The sequence below is a fragment of the Micromonospora sp. ABR4_055 genome, assembly GCF_056160425.1.
The window spans coordinates 1-13674 of the sequence record NZ_JBSWXD010000073.1 but is presented as its reverse complement, the minus strand read 5'-3'; the positions used below and the strand labels follow the sequence as shown (position 1 = coordinate 13674).

The 13674-nt window shown below is 71.4% G+C and carries 13 protein-coding genes and 1 pseudogene; 5 read left to right on the top strand and 9 right to left on the bottom strand.

Features of this window, described 5'->3' with window-relative positions; genetic code table 11:
* Nucleotides 1–8 precede the first annotated feature (8 nt).
* Nucleotides 9–1139, bottom strand: coding sequence for an LCP family protein (locus ACXAHD_RS17820; RefSeq protein WP_281551548.1), 1131 nt, complete (start codon nucleotides 1137–1139; stop codon nucleotides 9–11).
* 238 nt (nucleotides 1140–1377) lie between these two features.
* On the opposite strand from ACXAHD_RS17820, the gene ACXAHD_RS17815 reads away from it, so the two are divergent.
* Nucleotides 1378–1644: a GlsB/YeaQ/YmgE family stress response membrane protein gene (locus ACXAHD_RS17815; protein WP_475051785.1), complete on the top strand. Its 267-nt coding sequence runs from the start codon at nucleotides 1378–1380 to the stop codon at nucleotides 1642–1644.
* A gap of 36 nt (nucleotides 1645–1680) precedes the next feature.
* On the opposite strand, the gene ACXAHD_RS17810 is transcribed toward ACXAHD_RS17815, so the two are convergent.
* Nucleotides 1681–2838, bottom strand: a complete 1158-nt coding sequence (locus ACXAHD_RS17810) for a tetratricopeptide repeat protein (RefSeq protein ID WP_281551546.1) — start codon at nucleotides 2836–2838, stop codon at nucleotides 1681–1683.
* A gap of 120 nt (nucleotides 2839–2958) precedes the next feature.
* Between ACXAHD_RS17810 and ACXAHD_RS17805 the strand changes: the two genes are divergently transcribed.
* Entirely contained in the window at nucleotides 2959–4581 is a 1623-nt protein-coding gene (locus ACXAHD_RS17805) for a PQQ-dependent sugar dehydrogenase (RefSeq protein ID WP_281567275.1), read from the top strand.
* Between the two features lie 103 nt (nucleotides 4582–4684).
* Here ACXAHD_RS17805 and ACXAHD_RS17800 read toward each other — a convergent pair whose 3' ends face one another.
* The 7 genes from ACXAHD_RS17800 to ACXAHD_RS17770 are packed head-to-tail and all read right to left on the bottom strand — an operon-like array spanning nucleotide 4685 to nucleotide 10079.
* A complete protein-coding gene (locus tag ACXAHD_RS17800) occupies nucleotides 4685–5158 on the bottom strand; it encodes a hypothetical protein (RefSeq protein ID WP_281551544.1) in 474 nt (157 codons plus the stop codon).
* A gap of 44 nt (nucleotides 5159–5202) precedes the next feature.
* On the bottom strand, nucleotides 5203–5553 hold the full coding sequence (locus ACXAHD_RS17795; RefSeq protein ID WP_281551543.1) for a DUF2470 domain-containing protein: 351 nt from the start codon (nucleotides 5551–5553) through the stop codon (nucleotides 5203–5205).
* Nucleotides 5550–6227, bottom strand: a complete 678-nt coding sequence (locus ACXAHD_RS17790) for a biliverdin-producing heme oxygenase (protein WP_281551542.1) — start codon at nucleotides 6225–6227, stop codon at nucleotides 5550–5552. Before ACXAHD_RS17790 ends, ACXAHD_RS17795 begins: the two co-directional genes overlap by 4 nt.
* On the bottom strand, nucleotides 6220–7098 hold the full coding sequence (locus tag ACXAHD_RS17785) for a heme ABC transporter ATP-binding protein (protein ID WP_289211278.1): 879 nt from the start codon (nucleotides 7096–7098) through the stop codon (nucleotides 6220–6222). The genes ACXAHD_RS17790 and ACXAHD_RS17785 overlap by 8 nt, the downstream gene beginning before the upstream one ends.
* The gene (locus ACXAHD_RS17780; RefSeq protein ID WP_281551540.1) at nucleotides 7095–8144 is read right to left on the bottom strand and encodes a FecCD family ABC transporter permease; all 1050 of its coding nucleotides are present in this window, start codon (nucleotides 8142–8144) and stop codon (nucleotides 7095–7097) included. The genes ACXAHD_RS17785 and ACXAHD_RS17780 overlap by 4 nt, the downstream gene beginning before the upstream one ends.
* A 4-nt stretch (nucleotides 8145–8148) precedes the next feature.
* Entirely contained in the window at nucleotides 8149–9189 is a 1041-nt protein-coding gene (locus tag ACXAHD_RS17775; protein WP_281551539.1) for a heme/hemin ABC transporter substrate-binding protein, read from the bottom strand.
* On the bottom strand, nucleotides 9186–10079 hold the full coding sequence (locus ACXAHD_RS17770; protein ID WP_289211277.1) for a hypothetical protein: 894 nt from the start codon (nucleotides 10077–10079) through the stop codon (nucleotides 9186–9188). The genes ACXAHD_RS17775 and ACXAHD_RS17770 overlap by 4 nt, the downstream gene beginning before the upstream one ends.
* A gap of 217 nt (nucleotides 10080–10296) precedes the next feature.
* Between ACXAHD_RS17770 and ACXAHD_RS17765 the strand changes: the two genes are divergently transcribed.
* The 3 genes and pseudogenes from ACXAHD_RS17765 to ACXAHD_RS17755 all read left to right on the top strand — a co-directional run.
* Entirely contained in the window at nucleotides 10297–11805 is a 1509-nt protein-coding gene (locus ACXAHD_RS17765) for an HtaA domain-containing protein (RefSeq protein WP_281551537.1), read from the top strand.
* A gap of 100 nt (nucleotides 11806–11905) precedes the next feature.
* Nucleotides 11906–13015, top strand: coding sequence for a WxL protein peptidoglycan domain-containing protein (locus tag ACXAHD_RS17760; RefSeq protein ID WP_281551536.1), 1110 nt, complete (start codon nucleotides 11906–11908; stop codon nucleotides 13013–13015).
* Nucleotides 13012–13674, top strand: a pseudogene (locus ACXAHD_RS17755) (hypothetical protein); the annotation flags it as partial. The gene ACXAHD_RS17760 and the pseudogene ACXAHD_RS17755, both read left to right, overlap by 4 nt.

Here is a 13674-nt window from a genome sequence, read left to right as displayed (position 1 = left end):
TCGGACGGTCAATCCCGCTGGACGGCGTCCGGGTTGGCCAACAGGTAGTCGTCCAGTGTGCCGGTCCGTACCGCGTCGAACATCTCCAGGCTCTCCGGCGTGAGCCGTTCGGCCGCCGTACTGCTGAATCCGGCCGGATTGAACCCGCCACCGTTGGTCTTCACCATGATGAGGTCGTTCGCGGTGATCCCGCGCAGGGTGAATACGAAATCGGCGATCGGGACGCCGCCGGTGTCCAGTACGAAGGCCTTGCCGGCCGCGGTGATCACCCGGTCGATCTTCGCCGGGTTGGTCAGTACGCCGGTGCTGCTCGCCTCCTGCACCATGGCCTTCAGCAGCTGCCGCTGGTGACGCTGCCGGTCGTAGTCCCCGTTCGGCAGGCCGTAGCGCTGGCGGGAGTAGTCCAGCGCCTCCCACCCGGCCATCCGCTTGCAGCCCTCCTCGTGCCACAGCTCCTCGCCGCCGCCGACCTCGCGGGCCTCGGCCAGCCAGCTGGGCTCGCCGTCGACCAGCCGCATGTGCTGCGACTTCACCCGCTGGTCAACGCACATCCGAACCCCGCCGAGTGCGTCGATGACATTCCGGAAACCGCCGAAGTCGATGATCGCCGCGCCGTCGAACTCGATGCCGGTCAGGTCCTTGAGGGTGAGTGCGACGAGTTGCGCGCCGCCGGCCCGGCCGACTCCGTTGCGCGAGCCGGCCCGGAACACGTCAGTGATCTTCGACTCGCCGCCGGGGTATCCGCTCGGCTCGAACGCCGGCGCCTCGACCCAGGTGTCCCGGGGGACCGACACCAGGTACGCCTGATCGTGGGTGGCCGGCACGTGCAGGATGATGATCGTGTCGGACCGCATCTCGCCAGGTCGGCTGCCCCGTTCGTCCACGCCGAGCAGCAGCATGGTGATCGGGCCGTCCAGCGCCTCGCCGTCGGGCTCCTGTGGGACCTTCGCGGCACCGGCCAGCAGGTCCTGCTGCTGGATTCGACTCGTGTACCGGTCGATCAGCAGCTTGCCGCCGACGACCGCGGTCGCGCTGGTCGCCATGAGCAGCGCGCCGACGGCGATGGTCAGCACCGCCCAGATCGGCGTTCCGCGGAGGGCTCGGAGGGCTGTCGTGGCGGGCGCGTCCGGTGCCGACATGCCGATGCTCCAGTCGAGGGGTGACGAGGGCAGGACAGCTCTGTCTTACCCGAGAGATTATCGCGTCATGCTGCGAACCTGCTGAGAAGATCCAGCTCAGTGCGACTATCTACTGTGATTCATCGATGGTTGTCCGGTGCTTGACGCAATGGGCGTCGTTGCCTGGTTCTGGCATGGTGGTAGGAGAGGGCCGACAGTGCGGTAGGGGCGGCCAGCCGACCGGTACAGGGGGTATGCGGTGGAAATCGACGGAATCTTCTCGGCGCTGATCATCGGTCTCATCGTTGGAGCGCTCGGGCGGCTGGTCGTCCCGGGCAAGCAGAAGCTGAGGATCTGGGTCACCTTGCTGATCGGTGTGGTGGCGGCGCTGCTCGGCACCCTGGTCGCCAGCCTGTTCGGGGTGGCCGAGACCCGGGGCGTCGACTGGATCGAGCTCGCGTTGCAGGTGGCGCTCGCCGCAGTCGGCGTGGCGGCCATCTCCGGAGCGGCCGGCAAACAGGGATAGCGGCGGTCGGCAGGCTGCAAGCCAGCGGGCAGATAGTCAGCAGGGCCGGCTGGTCAGCCAGGTGCGTTCGATGGCCCCGAGGTAACGGTCCCGGTGCTCCTCGCGGGCCAGTGACCGCAGCAGGAAGTCCATGTGGTCACAGATCTCCCGGGCCCGCCGACTCGACTTGCAGGTCTGGTAGAGCACCGCGGCGTGCAGGTCGGCCTCGGCGTAGTTGCCGCGCAGCACCTCGTCGGTCCACCGGATCAACGACGCCCACATGGGCTTGATCTTGGCCCGGCGTTCGCTGGAGTCGAGCCGGCTGATCGCTTCGGCGGAGCGGTCCCGGGCGTGTGGCAGCGCCTGGCCGTGGGCGGCGAGCAGCGCCAGGAAGAACGGGGTGGAGACAAGTTCCTGGTCCAACCGGTTGGCCTGCTGGTGGGCATCCCGGGCGGCGGTGAAGTCGCCGTTGTCGCGGAGCAGCAGCCCAAGACAATTCCAGTTCTGCGCGTCGTGCGGGCCGTGCTTGGTCGAGTTGCGGGCGTAGGCCAGCGCCCGGTCCGGCCGTGCGTAGCGGTGCAGCAGGGCCAGCGCCCGGTCGGCGGCGTCGGTCGGCAACCGGTGCGCCATGGCGGTGGTCAACTCCTCCTCGGCGGCGGCGTCCTCGCCGAGGTTGGTCAGCGACCGGCCCAACCGGTAGCGCACCCGGGGGTTACGCGGATCGAGTTCGACCGCCCGGCGCAGGCATTCCACCGCCTTCTCGTAGTAGCCCTCCCAGTACGCGGCCTCTCCCTGATTGAACAGGTAGGAGACCTCGACCTGGGTGGTCAACCGGTGATCGAAGTCGCTCAGCCGGGACCGCATGTCCTCGATCAGCAGGTGTACCTGCTCGGACTGGCGTTCGGCCCGGCCGACCGCCGTCTCCACCCGGCCGACCAGCGTGTCGGCCTGCTCGGAGAGGGTTTCCGCCTGGTCGATGGCCCGGTCGGCCTGCGCGACGATCTCCTCGGCGACCACCCGTTGGCGGTCGAGCTCCAGCCGGGCGCGGGCGCCGGTGCGCCGGATGGTGCGCAGTTCACGGACACCGACGAAACCCGCGAAGACGAAGACCACCGTCAACGCAGTGACCAAAAGGGCAAAAGCCGCGATTATCCCACCGGACCAGGCGATCACCAGTTCGGCGATCTGGATCGGGTCGGGGGAGTCCGGCTCCATGTACCCAGAGTAACCACTATGTGCGCCCGTTTGACTACTCTGAGTGGTGCAATCTGTGTCCGCCGGGTGGCGGAGGCGTGGCGATCGGGTCACCCCGGCCATAAGCTGATCATCATGAATATGAGAGATTCTCGATCTTATGCGTTGGCTGGTTGGCGGGTCGCCGCGACGACACTCGCCGCGACCGCGCTGGCGCTGTCCGCAACCGCAGCTCACGCCACGCCGTACACCGACCCGCACGCCGAGCCCGCCGACCTCACCTCGGCGGCGACCTCGGCGGCCGCCGAGGTGCCACTCGACCAGATCTCCGTCACCAGCACCCAGGTCGCCTTCGGGCTGCAACGACCGACCGCGATGGTGGCCCCGGACGACGGCAGCGGCCGGCTGTTCATCACCGAGAAGGCCGGTCGGGTGCGCATCTACCACCCGGCCTCCGGCCTGGCCGAGGCGGCGCTGCTGGACATCAGCGACCGGGTCGACACCTCCGGCAACGAACGCGGCCTGCTGGGCATCGCCACGTCCCCCGGATTCGCCGCCGACCCGGCGATCTACCTGGCGTACACCGCGCTGCCCGACGGCGCGGTCACCCTGTCCCGGCTGCCACTGGAGGCCGCCGACCAGCAGCCGGTGCCGGCCGACCGGGAGGAGATCCTGCTGAGCCAGCCGCACGCCGAGTACGCCAACCACAACGGCGGACAGTTGGCCTTCGGCCCGGACGGCCACCTCTACTGGAGCATCGGCGACGGCGGCGGCGCCGACGACGTGCTCGGCACCGGTCAGGATCTCGGCACCCTGCTCGGCAAGATCCTCCGGCTGGACGTCTCGGCCGCCTGCGGCGACCTTGCGTACTGCGTACCGACGGACAATCCGTTCGTCGACGAAGCCGGCGCCCGCGCCGAGATCTGGGCGTACGGCCTGCGCAACCCGTGGCGGTTCTCGTTCGACCCGGCGGACGGCTCGCTGTGGATCGCCGACGTCGGACAGGGCAGCTACGAGGAGGTCAACCATCTGCGCGGGGTGGCCGGTGCCAACCTCGGCTGGTCCTGCCGGGAAGGCCCGGTCGAGTTCGATCCGCAGCGGTGCGACCCGGCCGCCGAGTACGTCGACCCGGTGTTCCATTACCAGACCTCGGTCGGCGGCTGCGCTGTGATCGGCGGCCACGTCTACCGGGGCAGCGAATCCGCCGCCGCCGGCACCTACCTGGCCACCGACTACTGCTCGGCGACCGCGTACGCGATTCGGCCCGACGCGGACGGTGGGTACGACACAGCGGTCATCGGCGAGCTGCCGATCCAGCCGACCACCCTCGCGGTGGCTGCGGACGGCGAGTTCTACCTCGCCAACGACCTGCCCGGCCAGTTGCACCGGATCACTTTCGAGGCCGACGAACCGGATCCGGTCGCCGAGTGCCTGGTCGACTACCGGGTGGACAGCGACTGGGGATCGGGTTTCACCGTGACGGTGGGCGTCACCAACACGGGTGACGAGCCGATCGACGGCTGGTCGCTCGGCTGGTCGTTCGCGGGTGTACAGCAGGTCGCGGTCGCCTGGAACGCGGTGATCACCCAGGATGAGTCGACGGTGACCGCCACCAACGCCGCCTGGAACGCGTCACTGCCCGCCGGTGGCCGGGTCGAATTCGGCTTCCTCGGCAGCGGCGGCGCAGGTGCCGGACCGGCACCGGCCGGGTTCACTCTCAACGGTCTGCCCTGCGACGCGGCACCAACCGTGACCACCGGCTAGAACCGTCTGAAATCAATGCCCGCCCCGGGGCGGGGGTGCCGGTCGAGCTCGATGCCGCAGGTGCATCTTGATGTACCTGCGGCATCAGCCCTGGCAGGCGAGGTCAGTTCAGTGGCCGGGCGACCACCGGCTCGTCGGGCGGGAACTCCTCCGGGTCGACCACGGCGATCGCCCCGCCGCCGAAGAAGCCGTGGTTGACCAGGACCAGCCGGTGACAGTCCGGGTCACCTGTGCGTTGCGGCAGTTGGCCGGCCAACGCCCGTACCTTGGTCGCGGACGTCTCGTCGAGGGTGAAGCCGTCCGGCCCCCACACCCCGCGTACCTGGAAGAACTCCTGCTCGCTGCGCTGCACGTCGCCGTTGAGGACGATCATCCGGTCGGAGCCGGTCAGCGCGCTGGACGCCTCGTTCAGCCCCCACGCCGAGTACGTCGCGCTGCCGGACTCGGGTGCTTCGCCGATCCCGATCCCGGTGCACCCGGCGATCGACAGTACGGCGACGGCCGACACCAGCCAGGCGGCGAGTCGCACCGCGACACCGGTGCGGGCGATATGCCCGCGATGCCGTTTGGCAACCATTTTGCGATCGTCGCATACGCCGGAGGGCTCCGCTCGCTTGCCGGTCAGCCGTCCGCCGGGCGGGGCGTGACGCCCAGTTGGGCGCAGGCCTCCTGGTACATCCGGACCACCTCGTGGCGGACCTGGACCCGTTCGGTGAGTCGGTACGCGAACGGCACCCGGACCGGCACCTCGACGCCGGCCACGGTGGCCGCGAAATCGATGCCGTCGGCGTCCAGGTCGGTCATCCGGGCAGCCGACGCCTGCGGGGTGCCACCCAGCGACCGGCAGATCAGCAACGAGTCGGCGGCGTGGTCGTCGTTCATGTGCCGGGCAACCTGGGCGACCACCTCGGCGGTGAACGGGTCGGTCGGCTGGCCCTGCGTCGGCCCGGCCTGGCCCTGCGCCGCGCTCACGCCGCCGACTCCATCGACTCCGACGCCACCGACTTCGGCTCCTGCTCCTGGCCCAGCTCGGCGAGGACCGCCGAGTTGTGCCGGTAGGCCACCGCCACCTCACCGACCAGAGCCGCCTCGGCGGTGACGTCCAGCGGCAGGGCGTCCAGCCGGGCCCGGTACGCGTTCTTGTACCCGCGCGGATCGTCGATGCCGGCGAAGTGGTAGAACGCCACGCCGCCCTCCTCGGTCAGCCCGTATGTCTGCGCCACCTGACGGCCGATGAACAACCCGCCGGACAGGTCGCCGAGGTACCGGGTGTAGTGGTGGGCGATGAACGCCGGCGCGAAGGTGAAGCAGACCTCCTGCATCCGGGCGACGTAGCGGCGGGTCGCCAGGTTCGGGCCGACCCGGCCGGCCCAGTCCGGGCCGAGCAGGTACGCCAGGTCGGCTTCCAACGCCGGCAACCGGGTCAACCGGTCGTCGACGAAGTCGCCGGCCAGCGGATCCTCGCGCATCGCGTCGGCCGCCTCCTCCAGCACCTGGTAGATGAAGTGGTGCTGGGCGACCAGGTCGGCGTACCGCTGTCGGGGCAGCTCCCCGGCGACCAGCGCGGAGACGTACCGCTGGGACTCGGCCGCTTGGTGGTCCTGCCAGCTTGCCGCCCGTAGCCGGGCGGAGAAGGTGTCACTCAACTCGGGGTTCCTTTCCTTGCCGGGTCGGATGCTGCCGTCGCGGAACGACCAGCGGGAGTCGGGTCTCGGGGTGCGGCAACACCTCGATGTCGTGCCGGTATACCTCGCTGAGCAGCGCACCGGTGAGGACCTGCTCGGGCGGTCCGACGGTCCGCAGCCGACCGGCCGACAGCAACGCGATCCGGTCCGCGTACGCGCCGGCCAGACCGAGGTCGTGCAGCACCACCACGACGGCGTCACCGGCGGCGGCCCGCTGTCGGGCGAGCCGTAGTACCAGCTCCTGGTGGTGCAGGTCGAGCGCGGCGGTCGGTTCGTCGAGCAGCAGCGCGGCGGCCCGCTGGGCCAGCACCCGGGCCAACGCGGCGCGGGCCTGCTCGCCGCCGGACAGCGAGGTGAAGGTGCGGCCCGCGAACTGCGCCACGTCGGTGGCGGCCAGACACTCGTCGACGATCGGATCGTCGGACTCCTCGGCGGACAGCCCGGCCCACGGTGCCCGGCCCATCCGGACCACCTCGGCCACGGTGAACGGGAATGACAACACGCTGCGCTGGGTCAGCACCGCCCGGCGCAGCGCCAGTTCGGTCGAGCTCCAGGCGGACTGCGGCCTGCCGTCGATCCGGATCCCGCCGGCGGCCGCCGCGACGTCGCCGCCGATGGCGGCGAGCAGAGTCGACTTGCCGGCACCGTTGGGACCGACCAGGGCGATCACCTCGCCAGTGTGAACCACCAGGTCGACCTGGTCGAGCACCGCTCGCCCGCCGAGTTCGACCCGCAGCTGGTCGATCTCGATCAGCGCGGTGCCGGCCGGCCGGGATGCCGGCACGCGGACAGGCGTGCGCCGGCCGAGCAGCCGCGCCGGCGGCGGGCTCATCCCCAACCTCCGGCCCGCCGCCGGGTACGGCGCAGCAGCCAGAAGAAGGCCGGACCGCCGACCACCGCGGTGAGCACCCCGAGCGGCAGTTCCTGGTACTCGACCAGGGTCCGGGCGGCCAGATCGGCGGCGATCACCACCACCGCCCCACCGAGCGCGCTGGCCGGTAGCAGCACCCGGTGCCCTGGTCCGGCGACCATCCGGACCAGATGCGGCACCACCAGACCGATGAAGCTGATCACGCCGGTGAAGGCCACCGCGGCGGCACCGAGCAGCGCGGTGACGACGATCATGCGTACCCGCAGCCGTTCCACGTCCACCCCGAGATGACGTGCGGAGCGTTCGCCGAGGGCGAGCAGGTCCAGCTTGCCGGCCGAGGCGAGCGCGGCGGCCAACCCGACGATCAGGCAGGGCAGGGCCACCGCCACCGCGTTCCAGTTGGCCTGGGCCAGGCTGCCGAGGTTCCAGAAGGCGATCGCCTGCACCCCGGCCGCGTCGGTGACGAACATCAGCAGCCCGATCGCGGCACCGGCGACGGCGTTGACCGCGATGCCGGTGAGTACCAGGGTGACCACCTCGGTACGTCCGTCGGCGCGGGACAACGCGTACACCAGGTAGGTGGTGGCCAGCCCGCCGACGAAAGCGGCGGCGGCCAACGTCCAGCCGCCGAGTGCGGAGAACCCGGTGACGATGGCCAGAGCGGCGCCGACCGCCGCTCCGGAGGAGACTCCGATGACGCCGGGCTCGGCCAGCGGGTTACCGAAGACGCCCTGCATGACGGCGCCAGCGCAGCCGAGCGACGCGCCGACGACCGCGGCCAGGACGACCCGGGGGAACCGGACGATCCACAGCGCGTTCTCGCCGTGCGGTGCGGTCGGCAACGCGCCGATCTCCAGGCCGAGCCGGTGCAGCACCGACGCGACCACCTCGGCCGGGGCGATCTGCACCTGTCCGGAGCCGGCAGCGACCACGCCGACCACGAGCAACGTGCCGGCGAGGCCGGTGAGCAGCAGCGGCCGGCGGGCGGCGAGTACCGGGAGTGTCATGCCGTCACCGGCATCCGTGGATGGCACGGGCGAGAGCCTGGATCGCCTTGCCGGTGCGGGTCCCGAAGTTGAGCAGCACGGTGTCGTCCATGTCGACAATCCGCCGCTGCTGACCAGCTGGGGTCTGGGCCACGCCGGGCATGGCGACCAGTCCGTCCACCCCGCCGACCGATTCGAGGCCCTTGGTCATCACCAGAATGATGTCCGGCGCGGCGTTAATCAGACCCTCGCTGGTCAGCGGCCGGAACCGGGCCAGTCCGATGGTGGTGCCGGCGTCCTCGCCGCCGGCCGCGGCGATCATCGCGTCCGAGCCGGCGCCTTCGCCGCCCATCAGGTAGACGCCGGCGGTGCCGCGCAGGTAGAGGAAGGCGACCCGGGGTCGCTCGGCGTCGTCCGCGATGCCGTCGCGGGCGGCGGCGATCTCGCCCTCGACCCGGGCGACGAGTGCCTCGCCGGCGTCGGCGACGCCGAGCGCGGCGGCGACCTCCCGGATGTGCACCGGTACGGCGGCCAGGCTCTGCTCGTCGCCGATGCGTACCACCGGGATGCCGGCGGCGCGGAGCTGGTCGAGCACCTCGGGCGGGCCGATGCTGTCATCGAGCAGCACCACGCTGGGGTCCAGCGCCATGACCGCCTCGGTGGACAGGTCGTGCCCGCCGGGAGTGACCAGCGGCAGGTTGGCGGCGGCCGGGAAGTCGGTGGAGGTGTCCCGCCCGACGACCCGGCCACCGAGGCCGAGGCTGAACACGATCTCGGCGATGGAGCCGTACAGGTTGACGGCCAGGATTCGGCCGGCGTCGGTCACCGTGACCCGGTCGCCGGCGGCGTCGGTGACGGTGACCGGCAACGCCGGCTGCGGTGCCGGGTCCAGCGGCGTCACCGCGTCGTCGACGACGGCGGTGACCGGCCCGCAGGTCGTTGGATCCGGTGCCGCGTCGGTGTCGGCGGCGCTGTCGGCGCAGGCGGCCACCGGGCCGGCGAGTAGCGCGGCGGCGAGCAGCCCGACCAGCCTCGGGCGGTTCACGACCAGTGTCGGGCGGTTCACGACCGGCTCCGGCGGCGGCGGACAGCGGACAGCCCGGCCAGCGCCAGCACGCCGAGCGCCAGCAAAATCAGCGTGCTGCTCCACCACCGACCAGCCGGGCCGACGGTGCTGACCCGGGTGACTGCCAACCCGGTTGGGTCGGTTCCGGTGACGGCGACGGCGGTCGGGCCGCCGGCGTCGTCGGTCGGTTGGCCGGTGGCAGCACCGGCAGTTGGTGCGGAGCTGCTGACGTCACCGGCCGTACCGTCGGTGTCGGCCGGGCCTGCGGCGTCGCCGGTTGCCGGGGCTGGTGGCGCGGTGGTCCGGTCCGGGCTGCCAGCCGCCGGGGCGGCGCTGGTAAGGGCGGGCGCGGCGGCGGCAGCGAAGCTGATCGGGACGCGTACGTCCTGACTGCGGTCGCTGGTCCGGGTGTGGTCGGCTCGGGTGACCACCGAGCAGGTGCGAACGGTGCAGTCGACGTCGCCGATCCTCGCGGTCAGCGGGACTCGGACCTGGAACGAGCCGCCGTCGCCGTACGGCACGGCCAGTCCTTCGCCGTACGACGGGGGGTTGCTGGAGATCCAGTGCGAGCTGCCGCTGCCGCCTGAGGTGTCCACCCCGCCGCCGCACGGTGTCGGCAGCGCCCCGGCGCCGTTGTCCACACAGAACCCCACGTAGATGCCCTTATCGGTGTCGTACCCGGTGCCGGTCACCGTGACGGTCGCACCGGAGCGGCTGATGCCGGTGGAGTCGGAGACGGTGAGTCGCTGGCCGCCGGATCCGGTCGCGGAGGTGTCCGCGTGGGCCGGCGACGCCAACAGTGGTGCGGCGAGTACGGCGGCGGTCGCGGCGGTGGCGGTCACGACCGCCAAGGTCGCGGTGTCGCGGCCGCTGAGCAGCGGCGTTGGCATGGGTGATCCCTCCGACGATCGTCGGTTGAGTTCTCAATGAAGGTTTGCCTAACCTAAGTCATCGCCGCAGGTCGGGACAAGGGTCCGACCGGTTCGAAGATCAGGCACCCGCGCCGGAGCCGAGATCTGTTAGGCATGGCTAACCTAATCCCGATCACATGCCGTGTTCACAGTGGAAGTAGAACACGGTGAGTAACCATCCGGAAAGGACCAGTCGATGATCACATCCAGAGCTGGTGCTCTGGGGCGACGGTCGGCAACCTGGGCGGCTGCGGCCGTACTCGGCGCCGCGACCGCACTCGTTGGCGCCGCACCCGCCGTGGCTGCCCCTGCCGACATCACCGAGGCAAGCCTGAACTGGGGCTTCAAGGAGTCGTTCCGCAACTACGTGTCGTCCGGCGACGGCAACCCGCCGATCGCGGCGAGTGACGGTGCGTCGATCGACGCCGATGGAACGTTCGCCTTCCCGTCCACCGGCGGCAGCTACGACGCCGAGACCGGTGAGACGAACGCCACGTACGGCGGCACGGTCGTCTTCTCGTTCCCGGCGCACACGTTCACCATCACCCTCGCCAACCCGACGGTGGCCATCTCCGGCGGCACCGCCGTCCTCAAGGCCGACGTCGAGTTGGTGAGCACCGCGTTCCCGTCGGTCGACGTCACCCAGGCGGTCATCGCCGACCTCACCACCACCAGCGCCAACCTGGTGGCCGGTGCGGACGGGATAACCGGCACCGACCTGGCCGCCACCCTGACCGCCGATGGCGCCACCGCCTTCGCCGGCTTCTACCCAGCTGGCCAGGTCCTCGACCCGCTGTCGTTCGAGGCGTTCACCTCCGGCGGCGGTGGACCGGCAGCTCCGTCCGTCGACGCCACCCCGGACACTGGCGTCGACCCGGCCGGCGCCACCATCACCGTCGACGGCAGCGGCTTCGACCCGCAGGCCAACAACGCCGCAGGGATCTACGTGTCGTTCGGCCCGAAGGTCGACGAACACTGGACCAACGCCAGTGTCCTGCAGGTCACCAAGTGGGTGAGCAGCACCAACGAGCCGACCGACGCCCGGGACACGATGAACCTGGACGGCTCGTTCAGCACCACGCTGCCGATCAGTGCCCAGTACACCGACCGCAACGGCAACGCGGTCGACTGCACTGTCACCCAGTGCTATGTGATCACCTTCGCTGCGCGCGGCTCCGCCGACCGCAGCCAGGACACCTTCACTCCGATCAGCTTCGCGGCCCCGGTCGGCGGCGGCGACGCCAGCCAGCAGATCGCCGCGACCGTGCTGGCCGGCGGCCCGCTCACGCTCAGCGTGGCCGGTTCCTCGGTCACCCTGCCGCCGACCGGCAACGGCGCCGTCACCAGCGGCGAGCTGAACACCGCCACCGTGTCCGACCTGCGCGGCACCAACGCCGGCTGGAGTCTGGTCGGCCAGGTGGGTGACTTCGTCGCCAGCGGCGACGCGGTCATCGCGGCGGACAACCTCGGCTGGGCGCCCACCGCGTCCGTGGTGGACGACCCGCTGATCGGGGCGACCGGCACGGTCACCCCGGGCGCGGTGGCCGACCCGGGTGCCGGACTCGGCACCGCTCGGGCGCTGTGCACCTCGGCTGCCGGCGCCAGCGCCGGCAGCTTCACCTGCGGCGCGCAGCTCAACCTCGGCGTACCCGCTGGGGCGGTGTCGGGTGACTACACCGCGACCCTGACGCTGACCTTGTCCTGAGGATCAGCTCCCAGCTGACCTTGTCCTGAGGATCAGCTCTACCGGCCGGTGTGGGGCCGCAACAGTCCCGCACCGGCCACCGGACCGACTGGAGTGCCCGATGTCCGCCCCGCCCGCCCGTCGCCCGCACCGTCGCCGCGCCGCCATCGGCCTGTTGGTGGCCGGGCTGCTCGCGTTGCCCGGCGCCACCCCGGCCGCCGCGCAGCCGGCCGGTCCGGCTCCGGCCGACGCGGTCACCTGGGCGGTACAGCCGTCCAGCGCGGACGGGCCGACCGGACGCAACTACTTCGTCTACGACCTCGCCCCGGGCGCGGAGATCACCGACCACGTCGCGGTGCGCAACCTCGGCGACCAGGACCGGACGTTCACCGTGTACGGCACTGACGGGTTCCTCACCGACGACGGTGCGTTCGCCCTGCTCCCGGCCGACCAACCGGCCACCGACGTCGGCACCTGGATCCACTTCGACCAGCGGGAGTACGCGATCCCGGGCGGTGAGCGGCTGGACATCCCGTTCCGCCTGACGGTGCCGGCCAACGCGACACCCGGCGACCACGCCGGCGGGGTGATCGGTTCGATCGCCCAACTCCGTACCGACGCCAGCGGCCAGCAGGTCAACGTCGACCAGCGGGTCGCCGCCCGGGTCTACCTGCGGGTCGACGGCCCGGTCCTGCCAGCGGTCAACATCGAATCGATGAGCATCAGCTACGACGACCCGGTCAACCCGCTGGGCGACGGTGACGTGGAGGTCACCTACCAGGTGCGCAACACCGGGAACATCCGTGTCGGTGGTACGGGCGCGGTGCTGCTGGACGGCCCGCTGGGCTGGGAGCTGGCCCGCACCGATCCGGTCGACCTGCCCGAACTGCTGCCCGGCAGCACCTTCACGGTGACCGAGAAGATCACCGGCGTACCGCCGGCGCTGCGGCTGACCGCCACCGTCGACCTGGCCCCGACCACCGTGGACGAGGCGTTGCCACCGGTCACCCGTACCGCCGGTATCTGGGCACCGCCGTGGTTGCTGCTCGCCACGATCGTCGCCCTCGCCGGGTGGTTCGGGGTACGCCGCTGGCGTGCCCGCCGCGCGGCCGCAGCCGTGGCCACCCCGGCTTCGCCTGCGGTCACCCCCGCCTCGAACGGTTCGCCGGACGTCGAGCCCGCCGAAGACGGTGCCGCCTCGTCGTCGCCCGCCTCGTCGCCCGCGCGATGACCGGTCGCCGGACCTCGGTGGGTGCCCTCGCGCTGGTCCTGATCGCCGGGGCCGGCGGTCTGCCGTCGGCCCCGGCGGTCGCCGCCCCGCCGCAGGTCAGCGTGGACGCGGCCAGCGCGGCGGTCGGCGAGTGGCTGACCGTCACCCTCACCGGCTGGCCGGCCGGGAACGTTCAGCTGGAGATCTGCGGCAACCGTGCCGCGCGCGGGTCGGTCGACTGCGCCGCCAGCGAGGCCAGCCAACTGCATGTGCCGGGGGCCGACGCGGTGACCAGTCGGCTCGTCCTGGTGGAGCCCCCGGTGGCCTGCCCATGCGTGGTCCGGGCCCGGACCGTCGACGCCGGTGGGTCCGGCACCGGGCCGGTGCTGCCGGTTACCGGCAGCGTCCCGATCGACATCGTCGGGTCGGCCGCCCCGCTGGCACCGACGGTCTCCGGCCCCGCCCGGCTGCACATCACCGACGTGACCGTTGTGCCGACCGGCTGGGACTGGCCGGCGCTGTTCGGTCTGTCCAGTGAGATCCGGCTGGATGTCGACGTTCGCAACGACGGCCCGGTCGACGCCGACGAACTACGCCTGTCACTGCTGTCCGGCCGGGACAGGGGGGGGGAGGGGGGGGGTGGGAGAACACCGGAGGGGGGGTGTAAATGTGGGGCCGGG

What these genes read in the sequence shown, in the direction of transcription:
- ACXAHD_RS17820 (WP_281551548.1), bottom strand. Translation starts at nt 1,139, where the DNA reads ATGTCGGCACCGGACGCGCCCGCCACGACAGCCCTCCGAGCCCTCCGC.
- ACXAHD_RS17810 (WP_281551546.1), bottom strand. Translation starts at nt 2,838, where the DNA reads ATGGAGCCGGACTCCCCCGACCCGATCCAGATCGCCGAACTGGTGATC.
- ACXAHD_RS17805 (WP_281567275.1), top strand. Translation starts at nt 2,959, where the DNA reads ATGAGAGATTCTCGATCTTATGCGTTGGCTGGTTGGCGGGTCGCCGCG.
- ACXAHD_RS17800 (WP_281551544.1), bottom strand. Translation starts at nt 5,158, where the DNA reads ATGGTTGCCAAACGGCATCGCGGGCATATCGCCCGCACCGGTGTCGCG.
- ACXAHD_RS17785 (WP_289211278.1), bottom strand. Translation starts at nt 7,098, where the DNA reads ATGAGCCCGCCGCCGGCGCGGCTGCTCGGCCGGCGCACGCCTGTCCGC.
- ACXAHD_RS17780 (WP_281551540.1), bottom strand. Translation starts at nt 8,144, where the DNA reads ATGACACTCCCGGTACTCGCCGCCCGCCGGCCGCTGCTGCTCACCGGC.
- ACXAHD_RS17770 (WP_289211277.1), bottom strand. Translation starts at nt 10,079, where the DNA reads ATGCCAACGCCGCTGCTCAGCGGCCGCGACACCGCGACCTTGGCGGTC.
- ACXAHD_RS17765 (WP_281551537.1), top strand. Translation starts at nt 10,297, where the DNA reads ATGATCACATCCAGAGCTGGTGCTCTGGGGCGACGGTCGGCAACCTGG.
- ACXAHD_RS17760 (WP_281551536.1), top strand. Translation starts at nt 11,906, where the DNA reads ATGTCCGCCCCGCCCGCCCGTCGCCCGCACCGTCGCCGCGCCGCCATC.